Consider the following 23,950-nt stretch of genomic DNA (forward strand, 5'->3'; position numbering starts at 1 on the left):
CTCAACACTAAAAAGGAAGGCGCGGGCTGCCGGGGCGCGCGCCGGCGGTAGAAGCGCCAGGCAGCACAGTGCCTGTCACCACGGTGGCGCCCTCTTTCAACTCTGAGTCAGGCGCATTGCCGCCCAGCAGCTCGGTGCTGCTGCCATCACTCACGCCCAGCCGCACGTTATGGGCTTCGGGCTTGCCATCGGCGTCGAGCAAAAAGATGCGCCCCCGCGAGACTTGCCGTCCCGAGGACTCTGCGGACAGGGCGGCGTATTTTGTTTTTTGTTCGGGGGTCAGGACATCTGCAATCCGCGCCCGAATGTCAGCGGTGATACGTTCTCTGGCTTTGCCGCGCTCTTCTTCCCGCAGCTCACGCAGCTGCATCATTCTGGGACGCGCCTCGGCATAGATGGCATCCACTTTCTCTACCTGCGCGGCATCCAGTGCGAGCTCTGCCACCAAACGGTTGCGAAACTCTGCCGCCGGACCCCCACGACCTCCGCCGCCGCCAGCAGGCCTGCCCGCGGCACTTTCAGAAGGTTTTGGGGCGTTTGCCCTTTCACCACCTGCGCCGCTTGCTCCAGAATCGATAGCATCTGTCGGTGCTGCGGCCGGTGGTGCCTGCTCAACGCCGGCGATACGCACGCGCAGCGCCGCGTTGGGAACCTTCAGCACGCTGGACCGCGCATCGGTGATGACGCGCACATTGGCCGTCATGCCCGGAAGCAAGCGGTCGCCAACATTTGAGAATCCGACCACCGCCACATAGGTCACCACATTGGCCACGTTTTGCGCAGCTTTGCGAACCTGCCGTACCTCTCCTTCAAATGTCTGGCCGGGAAAAGCATCGACCGTGAAGCTGGCCTTTTGTCCGGTCTTGATGCGACCCACATCGGCTTCATCCACACTGGCTTCCACCTGCATGTCGCGCAGGTTTTTGGCAATCACAAACAGCTCGGGCGCCTGCAGGCTGGCCGCAACTGTCTGGCCTTTTTCAATCGTGCGCTTGATCACAATCCCGTCCACCGGCGAGGTGATGCGGGTACGCGCCAGGTCAATGCGCGCCTGTGCCAGCACAGACTCGCGCTGGCTCACATTGGCCTGCGCACTTTGCAACTGGGCAACCACGATTTTGGTGCTTTCAGCCGCGCTGCGTGCCAGCGCGCGTGCCTTGTCGCCCTCGGACGCCGCAATAAACTGCTGGGTCACCAGCTGCGCCTTGCGTTCAAAGTCGCGCTGTGCCTCCTCCGCGTCCACCCGGGCTTTGGTCAGCGAGGCCTGCTGCGTCGCGGCAGCGGCCCTGGCCGCGTCCACGTCGGCCTGGGCAGACCGCACGCGGTACTCAAAGGTCTCGGGGTCAATGATGGCAATCAGCTGCCCGGCCTTGACCTCGGCGTTGAAGTCCGCATAGATGTCCTTGATCTGTCCCGACACCTGCGTGCCAACCGACACCTGCGACACCGGGTTGACCATGCCCGATGCGGCCACCGCCGCCTGCAGGGGCCCACGCTCAATATTTGCTGTCCGATACTGCACGTCCTGCCCAGCCTGATGCTGGCTATACCACCAGCCGCCAGCGACGATCACGAGCAGCGCAGCGGAGCCAAGCCAAAGCACGGTTGGGCGGGGCATCCTGGTCTTGTAGTTCATGTTACTGATTGTAGGAAGCCTTCAAGCCCGTACAAAGCACGGGTTTTCACGCCGCATGGGCGTCACTTCGCGCCGCCTCAAGGCATTTCATCGCAAATCGCTGGCTCGCGTGGCCCCGGGCCGGCAAAGTCCGCTCCAACACCCCATCAGGAGCCCAAGCCATGGAACTTTCACCGCTTATTGCCGTGCACATCACCGCTGCACTTGGCGCCGTGGTCACCGGCCCTGTGGTCTTGTGGGCCCGCCGCGAGACTGGCCCAAAGCCAAAGCTTCACCGCGCTTTTGGCTACGCGTGGGTCACGCTGATGCTGATCACGGCCATTACCGCGATATTCATCCGCGACTTCCAGATACCCAACATCTCCGGCATCACACCCATTCACGCCCTGATTCCCGTCGTGTTTGGCCTGCTCATCCTGGCCTTCTGGTTTCTCTCCAAAGGAAATATCAAAGGCCATCGCATGACCATGCTGAGCCTGTACATCGGTGCCTGCATCGTCGCCGGCGCTTTCACCCTGATCCCCGGCCGCTACATGGGCAACCTGGTTTTCGGCCAATGGCTGGGACTGATTTCCCCCAACCACCAGTCATCTGCCGAAGGAACCCCTCTGCTGATCCAAATCCTCATCGACACCCCCCTCTGGGTCTGGGGCCTGCTGGCCGCCCTGCTGGTGCTTGGCATCAGTCAGACCCGCAACCGATCCGTGGGTCTGGCGCGAATCGTTGTCCTGCCCTTGGGGATGGGCGCCTTCTCGCTGTACGGCACCATCTCGGCCTTTGACGCCTCACCCACGGTGCTGGGCGGCTGGGCGGCCGGCCTTGTTCTGCTGCTACTCGTCGTCACGCAGATGCCTCGGCCAGCCGGTGCCAGCTACAACAGCGCCACGCGCCAGGTCCACCTCCCGGGCAGCAAGGTGCCCATGGCGCTGATCATGGGCGTCTTCCTGACCAAATACACGGTCGGTGCCAGCCTGATGCTGGACCCCGACATCAATGCCAACGCGACTTTCGCGCTGACCATCAGCACGATCTACGGCGTCTTCACCGGCATCTTTGCGGGCCGGGCCATTCACCTGATGCGCCTGGCACTGCGGCCGCGCGATGTCACGCCCTCTGCCCACAGCTCACACCTTTCCGCCATCAACGCTTGACTGGAGCACGCCATGAACACCCAAACCCTGCAAACCGAAGAAATTGAGCGCCTAGCCCGCAAACGCGCCGGGGCCAAGATGAGCTGGTACATCCACGCCAGTGTTTACATCCTGGTCAATCTGCTGCTGGCCCTGCTGTCGGCCATGAGCGAGCGGAACTGGGCCGTGTTTCCCGCCTTTGGCTGGGGCATAGGCCTGTTGGCCCACGGCGCTGCGGTGTTTTTGTTTACCGGTGGTGGGGGGCTGCATGAACGCCTGGTGCAACAAGAACGCAACCGCCTGGCGCTGCAGCGCGACCCGTGGTGAGCGTTCCTCATCCATCAACTTTTTTAACTTCTTAAAGGCTCCCATGCGCATTCCAACCCTGAACCACATCTTGCCCGCCCTCGCCATCTTCGTATCGGGCGCTGCGTTTGCTGGTGATCTGAAAATCGATGTCAGCGTGCCGGCAGATCGCCAGGGCCTCGTGATGGCCGCCGTGTTCGACAAGGCGGATGGTTTTCCGCGTGGCACACCTCTGCGCACAGCCACCGCAAAACCCGTTCAGGGCAAAGCCACCCTGCAGTTCACCGATCTGCCCAAGGGCGACTACGCCGTGACCGCCTTCCTGGACGAAAACAGCAACACCAGGCTGGACGCCAACCTCTTCGGCATACCGACCGAGCTGTACGGCTTTAGCCGCAACGCCCGCAACATGGCAGGCCCTCCGCCGTTTGCTGAGGCCGCGTTTCGCATGGAAGACAACGCGCAGCAGCAAGCCTTTGAGTTGAAATAAAAAACGGACCAGCCCACATGACCGCCCCCACACTGAACCGCCGCGCCGCATTGACCGCTCTGGCCGCAGCAGCAGCCAGCGCCGCAGGCCTGGGCTACGCCGCAGCGCCGGGTGATGCCTGGCGCAGCAGTTACACCCCACACAACGGACCACTCAAAGCGCCCCTGAACAGCGGGCCATTGCGCATTGAGGGCCGCTGGCCCGCTGCCCTGCAGGGCACGCTGTACCGCGTAGGCCCTGCGCGGCGCGAACTGGGCGGCGTGACCATGAACCACTGGTTTGACGGTGACGGCATGCTGCAGGCCTTTCGTTTCGACGGTGGCAAGGTCTCGCATCGCGGCGCGCTGCTGGCCACGCCCAAACTCAAGGCTGAAGAAGCGGCCGGGCGTTTGCTCTACTCCGGCTTTGCGCAAACCCTTCCCAACTCGCCGCCCCTGAACGGACCCGACACACTCAACCCCGCGAATATCAACCTGCTGTCATTGCCGGCCAGTCGGGAGTTGTTTGCCTTGTGGGAAGCCGGCTCAGCGCTGGCGGTGGATCCGCAAAGCCTGGAGGCCAAAGGCTTCAAGGTGTGGTCGCCCGACACCCAGGGCGCGCCGTTTTCAGCACATCCGCGCGTGGCGCCCGACGGCACGGTCTGGAGCTTTGGCTACATGCCGGGTACTGGCCGCCTGCTGGTTTACGAAATCAGCCCCACCGGGCAGTTGCGCAGACAGCACGTGCAGGCCGCGCCCCAGGCAGACATGGTGCACGACTTCGCCATCACCGAGCGGCACCTTGTGTTTCTGCTGATGCCTTTGAAATACGCAGGCACGCCGGGTGCAGGCGATCCGCTGTCTCACTACCACTGGGAGGGCAACTCTCCCCTGGTTGTGCTGCTGGTGGACAAGGCCGACTTCAAGGTGCAGCGCTTTGAGCTGCCGGCCACAGGTGTCTTTCACCTCGCCAACGCGTGGGAGCAAGGCGGCACAGTGCAGGTGCGTTTTGTCGCCCAGCCCGACATTCTGAGCGCCATGAAGCAGATGAACGTCAACGAGCCGCGGCCAGACAAGGGTTCACGGCAGACGCAGTGGACCCAAATCACGCTGAACCCCGCCACCGGCCGGGCGCAGATGCAAACCACAGGTCTGAACAACGTGGAGTTTCCGCGCATTCATCCCCTGCGCAACGGGCTGCCCACGCAGTTCACCACCCTGCTCGCACGCAGCAGCAGCATGGACGCGCGGGTGGATGGTTTTGACAGCGTGCTGGCGCTGCATGGGGAGCGGCAGCAACAGCACCATTACGGCGACGGCTGGATTGCAGAAGAACACGTGTACGTGCCGTCCCATCTCACCGCCACTGAAGGCAAAGGCTGGGTGGTGGGCACGGCCTACCACTGGCCCAGCGAGCGTACAACTTTGTCGGTGTTTGATGCTGCCGCAATCGACGCCGGACCCATCGCACAGGTGACGCTGCCCTATGGCTTGCCGCTGGGGTTGCATGGCCAGTTTGTTGCTGCTTGAAGCTAACCTGCCCGCCGCAGTGCTGACCTAAAATCGTCGTGGCCTTTCCCGCTTAAGGAAGCACCTTGACTGACCACGCCGCCCGCCTTGGGACGAAGATTGACTGGACCTCCAAGCTGCGGCACGGCCTGCAGGTGCTGGCTTTTGCACTGGCGATCGCGACCATTCAGTACGGCTTTCAACCAGACAAGCCCTACGGCCCGCCACTCATCTATTCGGTACTGATTGCGATCATCACCTGGGCCGTCATCGATATCGGGCGCGAATTTTTTCCTTCCAGCGCTGAAACCGGGTGGCCCAAAGGGTTTGCAGGCGTGGGCCTGGTGGCGGCCGGTATTGTTCTGGGTTACTTGCTGGGCACCACGCTGGGTGATCGCCTGTGTGTTTTTTACGGCTGGTTTCCGGCCGGCACCTCAGGCAAGAGCAGCCACGATCTGCGCTCCTCGCTGCTGATCACCCTGATGGCGGGCGTCGCAGGCAGCTATTACTTCTACACCGTCAACAAAAGCGCCTACCTCACCCGCAAGATGGACGAGGCACGCCAGCACGCCAGCGAAGCACGGCTCAAGCTGCTGGAGACCCAGTTGGAGCCGCACATGCTCTTCAACACACTGGCCAACCTGCGGGCCCTGATAGGCAGCGACCCGCAACGCGCGCAGGTGATGCTGGACCACATGATTGCCTACCTGCGTGCCACGCTTGGGGCCTCGCTGGCAACCACGCATACGCTGGAGGCCGAGTTTGACCGGCTGCGCGACTATCTGGAGCTCATGGCCATTCGCATGGGTCCGCGTCTCGGCTTCACGCTGGATCTGCCCGGAGAACTTTCGCAACACCAGGTGCCCACCCTGCTGCTGCAGCCGCTGGTTGAAAACAGCATCAAACATGGGCTGGAGCCCAAGGTCCAGGGCGGACGTGTCACGGTCAGCGCGCGCAGGGAGGACGGCTTTGTGGTGCTGGAGGTGGCAGACTCCGGTGTGGGCCTTTCCAGCACACTGGAGGCGCGCCCGGGCTTTGGCGTCACCCAGGTACGTGAGCGGCTGCTGGCCACTTACGGCACATCATCTGCTATTGAATTAATAGCTTTCCCCGCAGGTGGAACAAGGGCCGCGGCCCGATTTCCTTTAAAACCATGAGTCAACACCCCGCCACCGCCCTGATTGCCGAAGACGAGCCCTTGCTGGCGCAGTCCCTGCAGGCCGAACTGGCCCAGGCCTGGCCCGCGCTGCGTGTGCTGGCTACCGTGGGCGATGGCGAGTCGGCCGTGGTGCAGGCGCTCAAGCTCAGGCCCGACGTCTTGTTCTTTGACATCCGCATGCCCGGCCAGAGCGGGCTGGAAGCTGCCGCCGAGCTGGTGGATGAATGGCCGCAAGAGCTGCCTTTTCCGGCGCTGGTGTTTGTCACCGCTTATGACCAGTACGCGGTGCAGGCCTTTGAAGCGCAGGCGATCGACTACCTGCTCAAGCCGGTGCAGACCGACCGGCTTCAAAAAACAGTGAAGAAAGTGCAGTTGGCCCTTGCAGCCCGGGCGCAAGCTGCTATCAACTCAGAAGCACCAGCGGTCACCCAGAGCCTCGCGCTCGACCCCGTCCTCAGCCAGCTGCGGCACCTGCTGGCTGATACCCGGTCTGCACCACCCGCCACAGGACCGCTGAAAGTCCTACAGGTCAGCGTAGGCAGCAGCATCCGCATGGTGCCCGTGGGCGATGTGGTTTATTTTGAAGCCGCCGACAAATACATACGCGTTTTGACCGCGCAACACGAATACCTGGTGCGCACACCCCTGAAGGAGCTGCTGCCCCAGCTGGACGCGCATTCCTTTTTGCAAATCCATCGCGGCACGGTGGTGCACGCTGAGTCCATCGACGCCGTCCACCGCGACGAGTCCGGCAAGCTGACGCTGAGTCTGCGCAAGCGCCCGGAAAAGCTGGCCATCAGCCGCATGTACAGCCACCAGTTCCGCGCGATGTAGCGGCGTGGGCTGCGGGGTTACCTCGGCATCAGCTGGTAATAGTCAAAGCCTGCGCCGCGACCGCCCAGGCAGGTCGCCAGCTTGTCCTCAATCGTGCGCCACATCGCCAGCCGGTTGCGCCACTTGCTGATGCTGTGCCCCTCGTCGGCAAACAACAGGTAGTCCACCGGACGCCCCAGCTTCTGCAGCGCGGCCACCACGTCGTCAGAATCCTGCTTGAGCACGCGGATGTCGTTGCCGCCATGAATCACCAACAACGGTGCGGTGATTTTGTCCAGGTGCGAGACCGGCGAGTTAGCCAGCAGCTGCGCACGTTCTTCAGGTTTGTTGACATCGCCAAACGTGCGGGCAAACCAGTGGCGGTTGCGCCAAAACGGCGGCCAGTTGTCCACCACCCGGGGCCAGTTAGCCACACCCACCACGTCCACGCCGCAGCGGTAGTTGTGCGGCTTCTGGATCAGTTGCGCCAGCACCGAAAAACCGCCAAAACTGCCGCCCAGCACCGCAATGCGCGCCGGGTCGGCAATCCGCTGATCCACCGCCCACTGCACGCCCTCGGCGATGTCCTGCTGCAAGCGACCAAAGTAGGCACCGTCAGCCGCCCAGATGTGCTCGCGGCCATACCCGGTCGAGCCCCGGTAGTTGATCATGATGACGGCATAGCCGCGATTAGCCAGCAACTGGCGGGTATCAAAAACCGCCGGACTCCAGCTGTCACGCGCCCACGGGCCGCCGTGAATCTCCACCACCAGCGGGGCCGGGCCCGTCACGCCGCGCGGGCGGATGACGTAGCCATGAATGGTCCGGCCATCAGATGCCTTGAACGAGAACGGTTGCTGCGCTGACAACACGCTGGCTGCCTCGGCCTGCAGGGGGTTGAGCCGGCTCACCTGCCCACTGCGCCGGTCAAGCAAAAGCTCGGCCGAGTCGAACTCGCCCACGCTGCGCAGCACCACACGCTGGTTGTCCGCAGAGATACTCTGCGGCCGGGTGATCAGGGGCTGCGCTGGCAAAAGCTGGCCGCTCACGGCTTTCTGCACGGCGCTGTCTACGTCACGCTGCCAGGCACTGTCCAGCCATTTGATCTCGGGGTGGCCGGGTTCGACCACATAGGCCAGCGGCGCGCCACGTCCCACCGGCAAAATGGTTGAGCTCAGGTCCACCGTGTCGTGACTGGCCAGCACACGCTCCTGGCCCGTAGCCAGGTCAACTTCCAGCAGGGCGGACTTGTCTCGCCCAACGCTGCTGATGACCCAGGCCTTCCCGCCCGCCAAATCCAGGCGGTTGACCCAGTAATTGTCAAATCCGCCGACGGTCTTGAGCACGCGCCATTGCCCGCCCGCTTGCATCAGCTCAACCACCCTGTCGGCCCCATCCTCGCGGCCGAGTTGCCTCACCCGCCCGGCCAGCTGGCGGTCAGTACCGATTAACCAGTCGAGCACGGTGCCGTCACTACGCGCAACTTCACGCACGCTGCGGGTCTGCGCGTCGGCCTCATACAGGTCTAGTGTGGACCGGTCGCGCTGGTTGCTGGCGACAAAAAACTTGGACGAACCCTCGGCCCCACGCCCCACAAAAACCGTGCGTGCACCCGGCGTGGTGATCACCGTCCACGGTGCCAGGGTGCCGGCTTGGGTGTCCTGCACCAGCAGCCGTGTGTTCTCGTCACCAATCGGGTCTTTGGTGTAGACAACCTGGCGGCTGTCGCCAAGCCAGTACTGATTGCCGCCGCGGCGGCCCATGTTGCCGGTGGCATAAGTGGTGACTGCAGCATTGCCGGAAACGTTGCGCACCGCAATGCCTATGTCCAACCCCACCGCTTGCTGCCACATCAGACGCTCGCCGCTGGGGGACAATTGGTAGCCGCCCATGGCGTCGATGTTGGCTACAAAGCGGCGCACGGGAAGCAGGGGCGGCAGTTGCCCGCCTGCCTGTGCTCCGACCAAGCCAGGATGGGTGGGCGGCGTGCTGCATGCGCCCAGGCCCAACAACACCGTGGCAACGCCCACGGCAGCGGTGATACGCAATAAAGACATGACAACTCCCCCCTGTTTTATCCCGGCCATCATAGCGGCGGTGGCAAAGCGCCCGCGAGGCTGTCATGATGGCGGCCATGAGCACGCCATACCCCGCCCCAGCCATGCCGGTCAGCCCAGCCGCGGTACGCGACTACTGGTTCAACCCCGAGATGCGCAAACAATGGTTTAGCGGGGGTGCCGAGCTGGACGACGACATCCGGCAGAGGTTTGGCGCTGCCGTGGCGCTGGCTTTGGCTGGCGAGCTTACCGACTGGGAGTCCGAGCCGCAGGACCGCCTCGCGCTGGTGATACTGCTCGACCAGTTTCCGCGCAACATCTTTCGCGGCAAGGCCAAAGCTTTTGCCGGGGACCATCGCGCTCAACACCTGGTCAGCGAGACATTGGCCAGCGGTGGCGATCTCACCCTGTCGTGGTTGGAGCGGATGCAGTTTTACATGCCGCTGATGCACGCCGAAGACCTGCCACTCCAGGAAGAAGGCGTGCGCCGCTATCGCAGCCTGGCAGCCGATGCACCGCCGGAGCTGAGCAAGGACATGCAGAGCAGCTTGCAGTATGCCGAGCAGCACCGCAACATCGTTGCCCGCTTTGGCCGATTCCCACACCGCAATTCGGCCCAGGGGCGCACCAGCACGGCGCTGGAGTTCGCCTTCGTCAAGAATGGGCCCCGCTTCGGACAGTAGGGCACCCCCAATTTCACGCACATATCCATGATTTGAAAGGTGTAACTTGTTTACTAAGCTGAGGGAACTGCTCGTATCCGGATCGCCGAAAACCGCTCCAGAAATCACCGTTAAAAAGCGGGGCGACAAACACCTGAACCTCAACGAACTGGACGAGGCGGCGGCCTGCTATACACAGGCAATCTCCATCAATCCTGAGTTTGTTGCGGCCTATGTCGGTTTGGGTTTCGCGTTGGCTGGACAACTGCTCTACGAAGAGGCTGCAACCGCATTAAACCGGGCTTTGTCGATCGACCCCGCTATTGCCGACGCGCACTACATCCTCGGCACCATTTCAAGGGCCCGCAATGACCGGGCCGGCACCATCAGGCATTTCACCAGGGCGCTGGAACTCAAACCGGACTTGGAATTTGCCTACCGTGACTTCTTCGACTTTCTGCTTCAATCCGGTCAGTCTGAAGAAGCCAAGGCACTCATCCAGAGGGGGCTTCTTGTTTTTCCGGAATCAGCAGAGTTTCATTTTTTCCTGGGAAACCTGCTGTTCAACCAGCAGGATTTTGAGGGAGCCATTTCTTGCCACACCCAGGCCGTGTCTCTACAACCTACAGCGGCCATATCCCACAAGATCCTGGGCGATGCACATCGCAATCTCAACCACAATCAAACGTCGGCCGAATGTTACGAAGCTGCGGCTCTTCTAGAACCCAGCAATGCGGAGGCTCATGTCAATCTTGGCGACGCCCTGGACATGCTGGGAAACACCCAACGATCCATCGCCTGTTATCGACGCGCAATTGCACTCGAACCTGGTCATCTGGCAGCACATAGGCTCCTTGGGAACGTCATGTTGAAGAATGGCGATAAAGCCGGAGCCGTTGCCTGCTACCGGAAGGTTGTCGAGTTGCAGCCAGACAGTCCGGTGGTCCATCTCGTGGCTGCACTCTCGGGAGAAAGTACCGACAGTGCACCGCGGGGCTATGTCGAACAACTATTCGACGAGTATGCGCAACATTATGATTCGCACCTGAGCCAGACTCTTAACTACACCCTGCCCGAAAAACTTGCTGAAATGGTGGGCGAGTTCTTCGTTCTAGGCCCTCGAAAGTGGTCTGTCCTTGACCTGGGCTGCGGAACAGGATTGACCGGATCCACCTTGGCCGCCTATGCAGGAGAGCTGGTGGGCGTTGACCTCTCCAGCAAAATGCTCTCCAGGGCCAGGGCACGGAACATCTATTCGCGGCTTGTGCACATGGATATGGCATCGATGATGAAAAACGAAGCGCCCGCGAGCTATGACTTACTCGTCTCTGCCGATGTCTTCCTTTACGTAGGGGAACTGGCCGGGTTGTTCGATCAGGCAAAGAGACTGTTGCGGCATGGCGGGTTGTTCGCGTTTTCAGTCGAATCCCTTGATGCCCTAAATGATGTCGGAAGTTTGGCAGCAAGGGCTGACCCCGGCTACAAGTTGACACCTACGGGCCGCTACGCACATTCCATGGCCTACCTGAGCCGTATGGCAACGCACCACGGCTTCGAGATACTGAGTACCATGAACATACAGTGCCGTCTGGAGCAAGGCAAGGAAGTGCCCGGACGCCTGACTTTATTGCGCCGACTGGTCAATACTGGGCCGCATTGAGTCAGATCGTGCAAATGGCGAGTTAGAGGGTCCAGCACGGCGCTGGAGTTTGCCTTCGTCAAGAACGGGCCCCGCTTCGGACAGTAGAAGCGGCAAGACCCGCCACAGCAGCACGCCTGCGCACGCACCGCAGTTTTTTTGCGGCCACGCGCCACAAATCTGAATCCAGTACATCGCCCCGCTGCGTACTCCCATCGGGAGCCACCCAAAAACCATTGTCAAAAATGCGGCGGAGGGGGGCATCAACCGAAATCTGGCAAACGCCAAACAACAGGAGTTTTGAAATGATGATCCGCACCGCTATTGCACTTGCAGCCGTTTCTCTGGTCGCCGCCTGCGGCACCATGGCCCCCATGGCGCCCACCTATTCGCAGGCTGCCCTGCCGGCCACCGTTCAGGTGCCGGCTGGCAACAAGGTTTCCATGGAAACAGTTGGGGTGGGTGACATCACTTACGAATGCCGGGCCAAGGCAGCAGCTGCGGGCGAGTTTGAGTGGGTGTTTGTGGGCCCAGACGCGCGCCTGCTGGACCGCAGCGGCAGGCAAGTTGGCAAATACTATGGCCCACCCGCCACATGGGAGTCCGCTGACGGCTCCAAGTTGACGGCGGTGCAGCTCGCCGTTGCCCCCAATGTGGCCGGCAGCATCCCGCTGCAACTTGTCAAGGCCAACCCGGCCATGGGCGCGGGCGCCATGCAGGGCGTGACCTTTATCCAGCGCGTGGACACCCGTGGCGGCGTTGCCCCCGCAACACCTTGCACTGCCGCAACACTGGGCTCCAAACAGGTCGTTAAATACCAGGCCGACTACATCTTCTACAAAGCTATGTAAGCGGTGGAGGGCTGAGAGTCGTGAGTGCCAGCGCGCTCACGCTTTCGGCTCGCAGCGCCCGGGCGCGGCGTCCTACAGCTGCTTACACGTCTTGCGGTTTTACTCAGTACTTGGCAATAAACACCAACCAAACAAACTGAGGACCGCACGATGAGAAGCACCAACACAAAATTCCGTACCCTGGGCAGCAGCCTGATCGGCACCACCCTGATGGTCGGCGGTACAGCCTTGATGATGGCCGCCTGCTCCAACGTGGCACCCCTGCCCAAAGAATTCAGCCAGGACACGCTTCCGATGTCCATTGGCGTGCCCTCCGGTCACAAGGTAGTGCTAGAGACCACAGCAACTGGCGTGCTCAACTACGAGTGCCGCGCCACGCCCGCCGGCCCTTTTGCATGGACCCTGGTAAGCCCACAGGCCAATCTTCTGGACCGTACCGGCAAGGACGTGGTCGCGTATTCCGGCCCGCCCGCCAAATGGACCCACATTGATGGTTCCAGCGTTGTAGGCAATCAAATCGCCGTCGCTACCAATGGCGAGTTCAACCTGCCGCTGCAGCTTGCCCGTGCCGAACCCTCGATGGGAACAGGCGCCCTGCAAAACGTGAGCTTTATCCAGCGCATCAAGACCAAAGGCGGCGTTGAAAAAACCAAGCCTTGCGGTACTGCCAACGGCGGCGAAAAAGTAACACTTCCGTATCAGGCTGACTACATTTTCTGGCGTCCGGTCTAACTTAAGTCCTGCCGGGTCTTAACGGCAGGCAACGCCCGTTCTCAAGCCCAATCTCAAGCACGGCCACAGCGCTTTCAAGCCCTGTGGCCGTGCTCCTACATGGGGGGCCCGGGATTTGCGGTTTACTCACTTCACAGCATCGCTGAAGGAGTACATCACCATGAAAAGCACACACCATCTGGTTCGCGTCACGAGCTTGGCGATTGGCTTGGCTCTTCTCATGGTGACGGGCACCGCGGCCATGATCTCCACCTTCTCCGCGCCCCATCAGCGTGCCGAACACGCCAGCCTGATGACCCGGGTGGGCAATTCGGCTGAAGTTGCCACGCATTCAGCCGGCGACGACACTTTGCTGTACCAGCGCGTCATCCGCAGCGATGGTTCCGCCCATTGGGCCCTGGTTGAAGAAGCAAGCACCACGCTGGCACTTCGCGCCAACACTGACATTGCCTCCGACAGCCCTGTTGCGTTGTCAACACTCGGCATCCACCGCGTCAACTACATGCTCACAGCCAAACCCGGCGGCCTGAACAAAGCTGTCAAGAACTGCGGCGCGGGCAGCCAGACGCGCTCATCCGCAGCGGGTGTTTATGACATTCTCTGCAACACGATGAGCTGATTTATCCGACCGTACAGGCCAGTTGGCGGCAAATACCCGCGCATCGTCTGCCCGGCGTCCTACAGACAGTTACAAGCGCATCTCGTTTACTCATGGGGACCATCCTCACTGGAGACTGCCTTGAAAACACAATCGTCCACTCCTGCGTCATCGCGACCATCTCGCCCAACCATCGGCCTCACCGTGCGTACTCTGCTGCTTATCACAGGCGCAGTTGCTGCTCTCAGCGCCTGCAGCTACCGGCCACTTGCGCCGTACAACACCCAAAACGACTTGCCAGAGGCTATACGCGTGCCTGCAGGCCACCAGGTAGCTGTGGAAGCACGGGGCGCTGGCGATCTGCTGTATGAGTGCCAGGCGGTGAAACGGTCGCCTTTTGAATACGCCTGGCTTCTGAGAAACACCACCGTTCAACTGACGGACACCTATGGCAACGTCATCGTTCATTCGCCAAGCGCCCGCCCGCGCGCCAACTGGGTACACCGTGACGGCTCCCGCACATCCGTGGTCGAATTTGTCGAAGTACCCAACGGCGACTACAGCCTTCCCCTGCAAAGAACCAGGGCAGAGCCATCTGCCACACCCGGCACGCTGCAAAACGTGAGCTATGTGCAGCGTGTGCGCACCGTGGGAGGCCTTGCGGCTGTCAAACCCTGCAGCGCTTCACAGCTGGGCATGCGCATGGCGGTCCCTTACGAGGCTGACTACGTTTTCTGGCGCCCGTCGGCTTGAGCGTTTGATCCGTCCATAAAAAACCCGCAGACCGAAATCTGCGGGTTTTTGTTTGATGGCTGCTGCCGGATCAACGACCGTGGTAATAGCCCGGTGGCTGAAAGCCGTGAGGGCCATGCACCCAGGCCTGCTGCCTGTAATGTCCGTGGCCATAACCGTGATGCTTTCTGTGCTTGTAAGGGCGTTCGTAATACACCGGCGCTGGCTGCACATACACGGGCTGAGGCTGGTAATACACCGGCGCTGGCCGTTGGTAGTAAACCGGTGCAGGTTGCACGTACACAGGCTGGGGCTGGTAATAAACCGGCGCCGGCTGCACATACACGGGCCGCGCGTTGGTCACGCCAACTGATACACCGGGCGAGCCGACACCCACAGACCAATACACATTGCTGCCGGCCTGCGCGGCGCCGGCCAGGCCCAACATTGCGGCAGCCGCCAGCGCGGCCTTGCCTAAAACAGACTTGATAAACGTCATGACAATCTCCATAAACCGGGCGGAAGCGCCCATGTGGGTATTAAACGCATGGCACTGCTAACCGACTACCGTCTTTACGTAAACGGTCGTTGCAAACGTAAACCCGCCGCCGCACCCCTAGAATCAGCCTCATGACCGCCCCCGCCGACAAAGACACCCCCAAAATCAGCAACTTTTTGCGCCAGATCATCGAAAAAGACCTGGCCGAAGGCACATACGCCGCCCGCCAATGGGGCGGCAGCCCCGGCGATGCCAGCCACCACGCCGCCGGTCAGCCTGACCCAGCCAAGGTGCGCCTGCGTTTTCCGCCCGAGCCCAATGGCTATTTACATGTGGGCCACGCCAAAAGCATTTGCCTCAACTTTGGCCTGGCGCGCGACTATGGCGGCGTGTGCCACCTGCGTTTTGACGACACCAATCCCGAAAAAGAAGACACCGAATACGTCGACTCCATCAAGGACGCCGTGCAATGGCTGGGCTTTGACTGGCATAACGGTGGTGAAAACAACCTCTACCAGGCCAGCGACTACTTTGACTTCATGTACCGCGCCGCCGAGTACCTGATTGAAACCGGCAACGCCTATGTAGACGAACAAACCGCCGAGCAAATGCGCGTGAATCGCGGCGACTTCGTCAAGCCCGGCACCAACAGCCCCTTCCGCACCCGCACGCCGGCTGAAAACCTGGCGCGATTTAGAGCAATGCGTAATGGCCAGCTCGCAGACGGCGCCGCCGTGCTGCGCGCCAAGATTGACATGGCCAGCCCCAACATCAATTTGCGCGACCCGGCCATTTACCGCATTCGCCGCGCGCACCACCACAACACCGGGGACAAATGGTGCATCTACCCGATGTACACCTACGCGCATCCAATTGAAGATGCGCTGGAGCAGATCACCCACAGCATCTGCACGCTGGAGTTTGAAGACCAGCGCCCGTTTTACGACTGGCTGCTGGACAAACTGGCCGAAGGCAAACTCATCGCAAGCCCGCACCCACGCCAATACGAATTTGCACGCCTCAACCTCACTTATGTGCTCACCAGCAAACGCAAGCTCGCACAACTCGTCAATGAAAAACGCGTCAGCGGCTGGGACGACCCGCGCATGCCCACCATCGTCGGCCTGCGCCGCCGCGGCTACACACCCGAAGCGATTCAATTGTTTGCAGAACGCATAGGCGTCACCAAAAGCGACAGCTGGATTGACTACAGCACGCTTGAAGGCGCACTACGCGACACGCTTGACCCCATCGCTCCTCGCGCCATGGCTGTGCTGGACCCGGTCAAGCTGGTGCTGACCAACTGGGACGAAGTCATGGGCGCAGGCAAGCTAGACGAATGCTCTGCCCCCGTGCACCCGCATTTGCCAGAGCTGGGCAAGCGCAGCTTCAAGATCGGCAAAGAAGTCTGGATTGAAAGCACCGACTACGAAGAAACACCACCCAAAGGATTCTTCCGCCTCTTCCCCGCACACACCAACAGCAGCGGCCAAGCCATCGCGGCAAGCAAGGTCCGCCTGAAATACGGCCACGTTATTGAATGTGTGGGCGCCACCAAAGACGCCAACGGCAAAGTCACCGAAGTGCAGGCAAAGCTGATCCCCGACACCAAAAGCGGCACCCCCGGCTCCGACGCCATCAAGGTCAAGGGCGTCATCACCTGGGTGGGCGTCAATGACGCGGTGCAAGCCGAAGTGCGTTTGTACGACCGGCTGTTCACCGTCGAACACCCCGGCGCCGGTGACAGCGATTTTCTGGAGGAGCTGAATGCCGACAGCTTGAAAACTGTGACGGCGTTTGTGGAGCCTTCACTGGCTGATGTGCCGACGGGGACGCGCTTTCAGTTTGAGCGGCATGGGTACTTTGTCACTGATATGAAGGATCACACTGCGGGGAAAGCGGTGTTCAATCGGGTGACCGGGATGAAAGACAGTTGGGTTAAATAGACAGCAAGTGGATTTCCTGTCATATTCCTTAGTGCCCATAGATGGTCTTATCCCCATCGGATAAACAAAAAATAATGGAGGAGCTATGCAGTACATATCCGAAATAATGTCCTTTCTTGTTGGCTTAGGAGCCGGCTGGACTTTGAGGGTCGCGATAAGCTCCCGGACTTCCAAAACCACTCAACGAGACAATTTTGTCGGTGGAGATATGGCCGGCGGCGACATCAACAAAAAGTAGACGCTCGTCTGTTCAAGTAAATGGACGAGCCTGGTCGCGAGCTAATGATAGTTCCCAAAAGTTCGGCTCCCGCAGGAAGTGGGGAGCACGGAAGGCTTTTCGCCGAAAAAATAGCGTTTGATTTAACGCCAGTCGAAAACCTTCAAACCCCAAGCCTTTCGACCCAACACATCGAAACCGTTCAGAAATGGAATCAGGTTGCAGGTGATTTTGCGGGAGGGAATATTGACAAAAGCACCAGTTATTTTGGTGGCGTAACCGCGATGACCCGCTTGATCCGTCAGTATTCAGAGGAGCAAAGCCAAAATCAGCAAGTGAAAACGATTATCGGTGCGCTCGAACATTACATGTCACAAGTCGCCGATGAAGACATACGTAGCCTAGAAGTCAAGTTGACGGCCGCCAACCGAACTGAGCAGATTGCAACAGCAAGGAAAAGAAAACACGAGGCGGTGCAGTTTTTAATGCGCCACGAATCATCTCCAGCAGCACACAAAATTATTAGCTTCCTACTGGCCAAACTACAAGTCAGTTACGAAAACCAGGTGATGCCGCTCATAAACTCCGGCGCAGACCGTATCGCAATCGACGGCGCCATCCAAGCATCAGTTCTGGATCCGGCATGGAGCTTCTTAGAAAGCAATCCGCTAGATATTGATCATCGACTGTTGACTGGCTTTTTATATTTCCTGGGCGGAAATTGTCACATTAGGTGGGACCCGTGCTGATCTACGACCCGGCCCTCGACCCATATCATGCGGCCATTAGATTCTTAGGAATTTTAGTACTAGCTGATACGGATTCACTTGAATTAGATGCTCTGCAAATTCTTGACCTAGCGCTCCTGTTTCCTGGCGTGATCATGAAGGCCACCCTTCCCAAGGAGTTTTCTTCGCTAAGGAAACAAGCGTCAACAAAGCTAAATCCCTTTCGCCCACAACCAGACAGCAAATCTGGGATAAACGCGATTAGAGCTATTCAAACCACCGCCGCCTCAACTTTGGCCGCGGCCGGTCTTCTCGAAATCGAAAATCTAAGAAAAGGTTTTGTTACTCGAACTGCGTCTGAGTTGCCCGTCGCCATTGGCATCGCTGTAAACAATTTTCTAGCTAGAGATTTCGTCTACAGGAAGGCAATCGTGACAGCTTTTAAAACCGTGCCACTTAGAGGAAAAGACGGCCTGAAACACCGCACTAATCTTTTAGATCATCGCTATGACGCTTTATAAGCCAAGCCTTTTTGTTAAACGGCTCGTAGTACTTCGCGACTCAGTCAGTGTGCTGGATCTGAATTTTCACCGAGGCCTCAACGTAATAGCGGGAGAGAACTCTGCTGGAAAAACCACTGTAATTCGCTTTCTCGCCTACAGCCTTGGAGCAGAGAACATCCAGTTCAACAGAATTGCTTTGTTGTGCAGTGCAGCTATGTGTGAAGTGGAAATCAACGGGGCTAGTGTGACTCTGCGCCGGGAAATTACGGGAAAAGCGCAAACAGGACTCTCAATTTACTGGGGAGCGCTTTCCGACGCGATTAACGCCGGAATTGACTCCTGGCAATTCTTCGGTTTTCGACGATCTGAAACCCGTATGAGTTTTTCTCAAATACTTTTCGAGGCCTTGGGTATGCCGGAGTTGAGAGGGGACGCAGGAAGCAACATAACGATGCATCAAATGCTCCGAATGGTGTACTCAGATCAAGAAACAGCAGGAGCCGAATTATTTCGTTTTGAGCGGTTTGATTCACCTCTTACCAGACAAGCTGTAGGTGAATATTTGCTTGGAATCGACGCAAACGAACTCTACGAATTACAACTCAGGGCAGTTACCTTAGAAAAGGAAGAGTCTGCCATCTCTAGTGCTTTGAAATCCGTGTACGAAGCCTTAGGAAAAGCCGGGACAAACATCTCGTTAGATTTTGTAGAGGGTCGTTTTCATGAAATCGGTGGAGAACTCACTGCGCTGCAAAAAAAACTTGAGTTGACAACTTCAGCCAGCGGGTCGGCAACAGGAAAAGCGGAAAAAGAGGACAACCAGTTAAGAGAAGATTTAACAAAAGTTCATCAAAAATTTTCGCTGCTTAAAGACACACACCTTGACATAGTGAAGCAGATAACAGACTCCGAACTTTTACTTTCCGAGGTTGCCGAAAGAGTTGCAAGCATTGAAGAGTCAATAAGTGCGGCAGCATTCTTAGGGACGATAAGGTTCAAAGTTTGCCCTTGCTGCTTAACTGACGTTTCAGCGAGACCGCAAGCAGCAGACACATGCAGCCTTTGTAATGCCTCGATAGACGAATCAGCTGCCAAGACCCAACTATTGAGAATGAGAAGCGAGCTGGGGCTTCAGCTTAGGGAGTCAACTCTCGTTAAGGCAGAACTAAACGACGAAAAAAATTTCTTAGCTCGGGAAATCGAAGCCGCAAGTTCAGAGCTGGCCGCATTAGAAAGCCAATTTAAGAGATCTAAAACCATTTGGCGAACAAATGTGGATGTTGATCGTGAGGCGATGCTTCGCAAGGCAGGAAGTTTGGATCAAGAACTCAAGCAGTTGACTGAAATTTACAAATTGTCAAAGAGTTTGGAGGAGCAGCGAGAGAAAAAATCGGCTATAGCCGCAGAACTAGCAAAAATCCGCGAACAAATTTCTGCGATCAAATTGCAACAACAGAATCGCCGAGAAGATTCTTATGAAGCAGTTTCTAGACATCTGCGCATCCTGCTTAAAGGAGACATTCCTCGCGCCGAGGAGTTCACAAATCCTCAGCAAGTTGACTTCGATTTTGGTGCGAATCGCATAACCATAGACGCTCAGCAACAGTTCTCAGCAAGTTCGATGGTTTATCTCAGACATTCCTTCCGCTTAGCTCTACTCTTCGCCAGCTTAGAAAAGCCGTATTTTCGATTCCCCCGACTAGCAATAATTGACGGCATAGAAGATGGTGGAATGGAGCCGGATAGAAGCTTCAACTTCCAAGAGCTCATTCTGCTTACCTCCAAACAACAGAATGTCGAGCATCAAATAATCGTGGCAACTTCCTCTATTGCGGCAAGTTTAGATATTCCGGAATTAGTTGTTGGGGAAAAACTCACCCATGAAAATCGCTCAGTCAAAATAATGCAATAGCGCGGATGACTCTGAAAACGTTCTGCACAGATGTGACTCGGAAATGACTATGCTTGCGCGATATAGAAACGGCGCGACGCTTATATCGCTGCTATTCAATTTACAGGTTGCCCACGCCCAACCCACCGAAGAAGTCCCCTTCATCACCTCCCCCGACAACGTCACGCTAGAGATGCTGAGCGTTGCGGGCGTCAAGCGCGGCGACCATGTGATTGACCTGGGTTCTGGCGACGGGCGCATTGTGATTCTGGCGGCCAAGCGTTTTGAGGCGACAGGCCTGGGCGTTGAGATTGACCCGCGGCTGGTGGAGCAAAGCAAAACCAATGCGCGTGCGGCCGGCGTGGCAGACAAGGTGGAGTTTCGGGAGCAGGACTTGTTCAAGACTGATCTGTCCCGGGGCACGGTGATCACCATGTACTTGCTGCAGGAAGTAAACCTTCAATTGCGCCCCGCCCTACTAGCCCTCAAGCCGGGCACGCGCATCGTCTCGCACGACTGGGACATGGGTGACTGGGCGCCTGACCGCACAACCGTTGTGCCGGTGCCCGACAAAAAGGTGGGACTGGAAAAATCAAGCAAGGTGCATGTGTGGACGGTGCCTGCGCGGGTGGAAGGCCTGTGGTGTGCGAGCGGCCTGCTGCGCGGCGCGAGCATCAAGCTGACACAAAAGTACCAGGCCTTTGAAGGCACACTCGCCTGGCGCGACCGCACGCGTGAACTGGCCGGCACCATCAGCGGCACCGAGCTGCGCACACCTGCCGGCAGACACGGTGAGTTGGTTCTGCAAGCTACTGACAACGCACTGCGCATCACCGCAGCCCAGGGCAACATGGCCCTGGCGCAGGGCCAGAGTTTTACGCGCGCGACGGGCGCAAGCTGCGGCTAAGCCCATACCGCTCGGGCCTTCCCGGAGCCGGAAGCCAAACCCTTTAACCCGTCGGCGAAAACGCGCATTTGGCTGACACGCGCTGGGCCAGCACTCGGGCTTAATGGATTGAAGCAACGCCGCAGCCAGTTCGCTGCCCACCTTCAAGGAGACCCCATGCCCAAATTCGCCACAGTCATAGGCGACGTTACCTTCACACCCGGCGACGGCGCGCCCATTCCGATTCCAAAGGGCCGCATTGAAGTCGGGCTGGAGCCGGACAGCGCCACGCTGAGCTGGGACGCCGGTGACGGCGTGGCAGGCGTAGCTGCAATTCCCATCAGCCAGTTCAACGACTATCTCCGCGACGGCAAGATCACCTGGGAAGCCAAGGAATAGGTACGAGCCCCGCCTCTGGCCGCGCCACTCCCGGCTCCACCCCTCTGCGGTCTAATCAGGCCCATGCCACAGCCCGACTTCAGCCCAGCCGCCGAGCGCAACAAACAGCCCATTCTGAATACCCTGCGCCAGGTATTGCCCGCCAAGGGCGCCGCACTTGAGATTGCCTCTGGCACCGGCCAGCACGTGGCCTGGTTTGCCGCTGGCCTGCCGCAGTGGACGTGGCAGCCCACCGATGCAGGCCCGGACGGGTTTGTGTCCATTTCTGCCTGGGTGGCTGAACAACATTTGACCAACGTGCGGCCACCGCTGGTGCTGGATGTGATGCGCTCACCATGGCTGCAGGGTACTGAGCAATTTGACGCAGTGTTTTGCGCGAACATGATTCATATCTCGCCCTGGGCTACCACCGCCGCGCTGATGCGTGGCAGCGCACTGTGCCTGGCCCCCGGCGGCATGCTGGTGACTTATGGGCCATACCTGGAGGATGAAGTGCCCACTTCCCCCGGCAACCAGTCGTTTGACCAAAGCTTGCGCGCGCAAAACCCGGATTGGGGCATTCGGCGCCGTGAAGACGTGGCGCGAGAGGCCGCCAAGGCCGGGCTCAAGCTGCAGACCCGCTACGCCCTGCCGGCCAACAATTTGCTGCTGGTGTGGTCGAAGGCTTGATCAATGGTCTGAGTGAGGCAGCCAAAGCGGGATGGAATCCCCAATTAGCATCCCTTCTCCCCGGATGTGAGCAAAAAAGCCTTCTTGCCCAATAAGCACGGGCGAAAGCAGCTATCGAAACAATAGCACCGAGGCGCTGGCCGGCGTCTCCGCCTACACACTCTGGGCACGCGCCTCTAGCGGATTAGGGCGCAGCCACTAGTGAAAACCCTGATGATGACTCATTGCCTACTCATTATTCAAAGGAAACACCATGAGCGCCAAGAACCTTTCCACCGTTGCTGTCGATCTGATCGAGGCTTATGGCAAAACCGCCAAAAACGTCATTAATGCCTACCGCGCCGGCGGCGAGCGCATGGTCACCCTGATGGAAAAGCGCTGGAACAAAGCCATGCGTGAGTCCCGCACCGAGCTGACTGCCGAGACCGCCAAAAACGCCAACGCAGCCAAGCTGGCTTTCAGCGCCTATTACATCAAGGGCCTGACAGTAACTTCCAACGGCGCCCAGCAAGTCGTGAACCAGCTGGTCAAGGTTGCTGAAGCCGGTGTTGACCGCGTCGCCGCCAACGCCAGCCTGTTTGAAGAAAAAACCGGCGTGACCACGCTGAACACCATCGCCGCTGCCACGGCACCCGGCGCCCTGGCGCTGAGCAAGCTGGCAGCACAGATTGAGCAAAAAACTGCTGAATTTGCCAGCAAAGTTGCTGGTGACGACGTGACCACAGCCAGCGTGAAGCGCACCACGGCTTACAGCCAGCGCCGCAAAGCAGCCTGAGCCACCTGCGGTGTCATCCCCGACCAGATCGGGGATCCATGCCGCATAAACCTCAGTAGTACGCGCGCATGGATTGGCGATCACGTTGGCAAAATGACAGCGCGGGGCCGCTGCAATCCATGACTGTCATCCCCGACCAGATCGGGGATCCATGCCGCGTAAACCTCAGTAGTTCACCTGCACAGATTGCCGATCAAGTCGGCAATGACAGCGCCGGACCGTTGCCATCTATGGCTGTCATCCCGACCAGATCGGGGATCCATGCCGCATACACCTCAGTGGTACGCCCGCATGGATTGCCAATCAAGTTGGCAATGACACACGGGGGCCCTGCCTCAATCCCTCTCCACCGCAAGCTTCAACCGGCCCAGGGCCTGGTCCCACTGGTCGGAAATCAGCGCGAGAGAGCGGCGGGCTTCTTCCAGCTGGCCCGGCTCAAACTGCCACAGGCGCTCACGCCCAACCTTGATGTCATGTACCAGCCCCGCATCGGCCAGCACCTGCAGGTGTTTGGTGACGGCCTGACGGGTGATGTCTGTGGTGGCGGTCAGTTGCGAAATCGACACCGCGCCACCCACACACAGCAAGGCGACCAGGCGCAGCCGGGTTTCATCGCCCAGCGCGGCAAACACTGAGGCGGGACTACGCACGGAGGCTGAAGCGGCTGAACTGGCTTTAGGGACTGGTGACATATTTCTCGATGTTTCGGATCTGGCCATCCCAGCCCCCGTTGTTCATGCGGAAGGCCAGGTCGCGGCGCGACGGGGGTATTTTGTCAAAACCTGATTCGACCACGTTCAACAGCGTGCCGCCTTCAGCTTCTTTCAGCGTGAAGACCACCAGCGTGGGTGTTTCCTTCGCGTAGTCAATGGCCGGGTCAACCGGGTAGGGATGCCAGTGAAATGAAAACAGGGATTGCGGATCGATGCGCTCGACGACCGCGTCAAACATCACATGCTCAAAGCCGCAAATGGAAATGGGGCCCAGGACACGCTGACCCACTGCAAACGACTGCCCTTTGAGCGTCGCGCCAAACCAGCTGCCAAATTCTTCAGCGTTGGTCAGTGCGCGCCAAACACGTGCCTGCGGCGCCTTGAGCAGCATGGTTTTTTCAATACGGTCGGTTGATGATGTCATATATGCAA

The 23,950-nt window shown here is 59.1% G+C and carries 25 protein-coding genes; 20 read left to right on the top strand and 5 right to left on the bottom strand.

Going from position 1 to position 23,950, the window contains the following annotated elements; genetic code table 11:
- Positions 1–7 precede the first annotated feature (7 nt).
- The gene (locus VE934_RS06185) at positions 8–1,618 is read right to left on the bottom strand and encodes an efflux RND transporter periplasmic adaptor subunit (RefSeq protein ID WP_324885419.1); all 1,611 of its coding nucleotides are present in this window, start codon (positions 1,616–1,618) and stop codon (positions 8–10) included.
- Positions 1,619–1,797: 179 nt separating this feature from the next.
- Between VE934_RS06185 and VE934_RS06190 the strand changes: the two genes are divergently transcribed.
- The 6 genes from VE934_RS06190 to VE934_RS06215 all read left to right on the top strand — a co-directional run bounded on the left by VE934_RS06190 (position 1,798) and on the right by VE934_RS06215 (position 7,042).
- The gene (locus tag VE934_RS06190; protein ID WP_324885421.1) at positions 1,798–2,787 is read left to right on the top strand and encodes a DUF6622 family protein; all 990 of its coding nucleotides are present in this window, start codon (positions 1,798–1,800) and stop codon (positions 2,785–2,787) included.
- Positions 2,788–2,799: 12 nt separating this feature from the next.
- The gene (locus VE934_RS06195; protein WP_324885422.1) at positions 2,800–3,093 is read left to right on the top strand and encodes a 2TM domain-containing protein; all 294 of its coding nucleotides are present in this window, start codon (positions 2,800–2,802) and stop codon (positions 3,091–3,093) included.
- Between the two features lie 43 nt (positions 3,094–3,136).
- Positions 3,137–3,562, top strand: a complete 426-nt coding sequence (locus VE934_RS06200; RefSeq protein WP_324885424.1) for a DUF2141 domain-containing protein — start codon at positions 3,137–3,139, stop codon at positions 3,560–3,562.
- A gap of 17 nt (positions 3,563–3,579) precedes the next feature.
- A complete protein-coding gene (locus tag VE934_RS06205) occupies positions 3,580–5,070 on the top strand; it encodes a carotenoid oxygenase family protein (RefSeq protein WP_324885426.1) in 1,491 nt (496 codons plus the stop codon).
- 65 nt (positions 5,071–5,135) lie between these two features.
- Positions 5,136–6,206 (top strand): sensor histidine kinase, encoded by a 1,071-nt coding sequence (locus VE934_RS06210; protein ID WP_324885427.1) that lies wholly within the window; start codon positions 5,136–5,138, stop codon positions 6,204–6,206.
- On the top strand, positions 6,203–7,042 hold the full coding sequence (locus tag VE934_RS06215) for a LytTR family DNA-binding domain-containing protein (RefSeq protein WP_324885430.1): 840 nt from the start codon (positions 6,203–6,205) through the stop codon (positions 7,040–7,042). The genes VE934_RS06210 and VE934_RS06215 overlap by 4 nt, the downstream gene beginning before the upstream one ends.
- Positions 7,043–7,059: 17 nt before the next feature.
- Here the strand turns inward: VE934_RS06215 and VE934_RS06220 are convergent, their stop codons facing one another.
- Positions 7,060–9,078 (bottom strand): alpha/beta hydrolase family protein, encoded by a 2,019-nt coding sequence (locus tag VE934_RS06220; RefSeq protein WP_324885431.1) that lies wholly within the window; start codon positions 9,076–9,078, stop codon positions 7,060–7,062.
- A 77-nt stretch (positions 9,079–9,155) separates the two neighbouring features.
- On the opposite strand from VE934_RS06220, the gene VE934_RS06225 reads away from it, so the two are divergent.
- The 6 genes from VE934_RS06225 (at position 9,156) to VE934_RS06250 (ending at position 14,313) form a co-directional block, all read left to right on the top strand.
- Positions 9,156–9,761, top strand: coding sequence for a DUF924 family protein (locus tag VE934_RS06225; RefSeq protein ID WP_324885433.1), 606 nt, complete (start codon positions 9,156–9,158; stop codon positions 9,759–9,761).
- Positions 9,762–9,807: 46 nt separating this feature from the next.
- A complete protein-coding gene (locus tag VE934_RS06230; RefSeq protein ID WP_324885435.1) occupies positions 9,808–11,400 on the top strand; it encodes a tetratricopeptide repeat protein in 1,593 nt (530 codons plus the stop codon).
- A 284-nt stretch (positions 11,401–11,684) separates the two neighbouring features.
- Complete coding sequence (locus VE934_RS06235) at positions 11,685–12,230, top strand: DUF3455 domain-containing protein (RefSeq protein ID WP_324885437.1); 546 nt, start codon at positions 11,685–11,687, stop codon at positions 12,228–12,230.
- A gap of 150 nt (positions 12,231–12,380) precedes the next feature.
- Positions 12,381–12,962: a DUF3455 domain-containing protein gene (locus VE934_RS06240; protein WP_324885439.1), complete on the top strand. Its 582-nt coding sequence runs from the start codon at positions 12,381–12,383 to the stop codon at positions 12,960–12,962.
- A 160-nt stretch (positions 12,963–13,122) separates the two neighbouring features.
- On the top strand, positions 13,123–13,581 hold the full coding sequence (locus tag VE934_RS06245; protein ID WP_324885441.1) for a hypothetical protein: 459 nt from the start codon (positions 13,123–13,125) through the stop codon (positions 13,579–13,581).
- A 120-nt stretch (positions 13,582–13,701) separates the two neighbouring features.
- Complete coding sequence (locus VE934_RS06250) at positions 13,702–14,313, top strand: DUF3455 domain-containing protein (RefSeq protein ID WP_324885443.1); 612 nt, start codon at positions 13,702–13,704, stop codon at positions 14,311–14,313.
- A 70-nt stretch (positions 14,314–14,383) separates the two neighbouring features.
- Here the strand turns inward: VE934_RS06250 and VE934_RS06255 are convergent, their stop codons facing one another.
- Positions 14,384–14,791, bottom strand: a complete 408-nt coding sequence (locus VE934_RS06255; RefSeq protein WP_324885445.1) for a hypothetical protein — start codon at positions 14,789–14,791, stop codon at positions 14,384–14,386.
- Positions 14,792–14,922: 131 nt separating this feature from the next.
- Here VE934_RS06255 and VE934_RS06260 point away from each other — a divergent pair, with 131 nt between their 5' ends.
- The 8 genes from VE934_RS06260 to VE934_RS06295 all read left to right on the top strand — a co-directional run bounded on the left by VE934_RS06260 (position 14,923) and on the right by VE934_RS06295 (position 22,805).
- Positions 14,923–16,737 carry a glutamine--tRNA ligase/YqeY domain fusion protein gene (locus tag VE934_RS06260; protein WP_324885447.1) on the top strand — a complete coding sequence of 605 codons (1,815 nt, stop codon included), beginning with the start codon at positions 14,923–14,925 and terminating at the stop codon, positions 16,735–16,737.
- Between the two features lie 258 nt (positions 16,738–16,995).
- Entirely contained in the window at positions 16,996–17,703 is a 708-nt protein-coding gene (locus tag VE934_RS06265; RefSeq protein WP_324885449.1) for an ABC-three component system protein, read from the top strand.
- Complete coding sequence (locus tag VE934_RS06270) at positions 17,697–18,203, top strand: ABC-three component system middle component 5 (protein ID WP_324885451.1); 507 nt, start codon at positions 17,697–17,699, stop codon at positions 18,201–18,203. The genes VE934_RS06265 and VE934_RS06270 overlap by 7 nt, the downstream gene beginning before the upstream one ends.
- Entirely contained in the window at positions 18,190–20,097 is a 1,908-nt protein-coding gene (locus VE934_RS06275; RefSeq protein ID WP_324885453.1) for an AAA family ATPase, read from the top strand. The genes VE934_RS06270 and VE934_RS06275 overlap by 14 nt, the downstream gene beginning before the upstream one ends.
- 49 nt (positions 20,098–20,146) lie before the next feature.
- Positions 20,147–20,983 carry a class I SAM-dependent methyltransferase gene (locus tag VE934_RS06280; protein WP_324885455.1) on the top strand — a complete coding sequence of 279 codons (837 nt, stop codon included), beginning with the start codon at positions 20,147–20,149 and terminating at the stop codon, positions 20,981–20,983.
- Between the two features lie 156 nt (positions 20,984–21,139).
- Positions 21,140–21,361 (top strand): hypothetical protein, encoded by a 222-nt coding sequence (locus VE934_RS06285; RefSeq protein WP_324885457.1) that lies wholly within the window; start codon positions 21,140–21,142, stop codon positions 21,359–21,361.
- 63 nt (positions 21,362–21,424) lie between these two features.
- The gene (locus VE934_RS06290) at positions 21,425–22,030 is read left to right on the top strand and encodes a DUF938 domain-containing protein (protein ID WP_324885459.1); all 606 of its coding nucleotides are present in this window, start codon (positions 21,425–21,427) and stop codon (positions 22,028–22,030) included.
- Positions 22,031–22,283: 253 nt separating this feature from the next.
- The gene (locus VE934_RS06295) at positions 22,284–22,805 is read left to right on the top strand and encodes a hypothetical protein (RefSeq protein WP_324885462.1); all 522 of its coding nucleotides are present in this window, start codon (positions 22,284–22,286) and stop codon (positions 22,803–22,805) included.
- Positions 22,806–23,140: 335 nt separating this feature from the next.
- Here VE934_RS06295 and VE934_RS06300 read toward each other — a convergent pair whose 3' ends face one another.
- Together VE934_RS06300 and VE934_RS06305 are read right to left on the bottom strand one after the other, a co-directional pair.
- Complete coding sequence (locus VE934_RS06300; protein WP_324885464.1) at positions 23,141–23,497, bottom strand: metalloregulator ArsR/SmtB family transcription factor; 357 nt, start codon at positions 23,495–23,497, stop codon at positions 23,141–23,143.
- Positions 23,481–23,942 carry an SRPBCC family protein gene (locus VE934_RS06305; protein WP_324885466.1) on the bottom strand — a complete coding sequence of 154 codons (462 nt, stop codon included), beginning with the start codon at positions 23,940–23,942 and terminating at the stop codon, positions 23,481–23,483. Before VE934_RS06305 ends, VE934_RS06300 begins: the two co-directional genes overlap by 17 nt.
- Positions 23,943–23,950: the final 8 nt, after the last annotated feature.

The organism is Polaromonas sp., from assembly GCF_035638815.1.
In the GTDB taxonomy this organism is placed as follows: domain Bacteria; phylum Pseudomonadota; class Gammaproteobacteria; order Burkholderiales; family Burkholderiaceae_C; genus Polaromonas.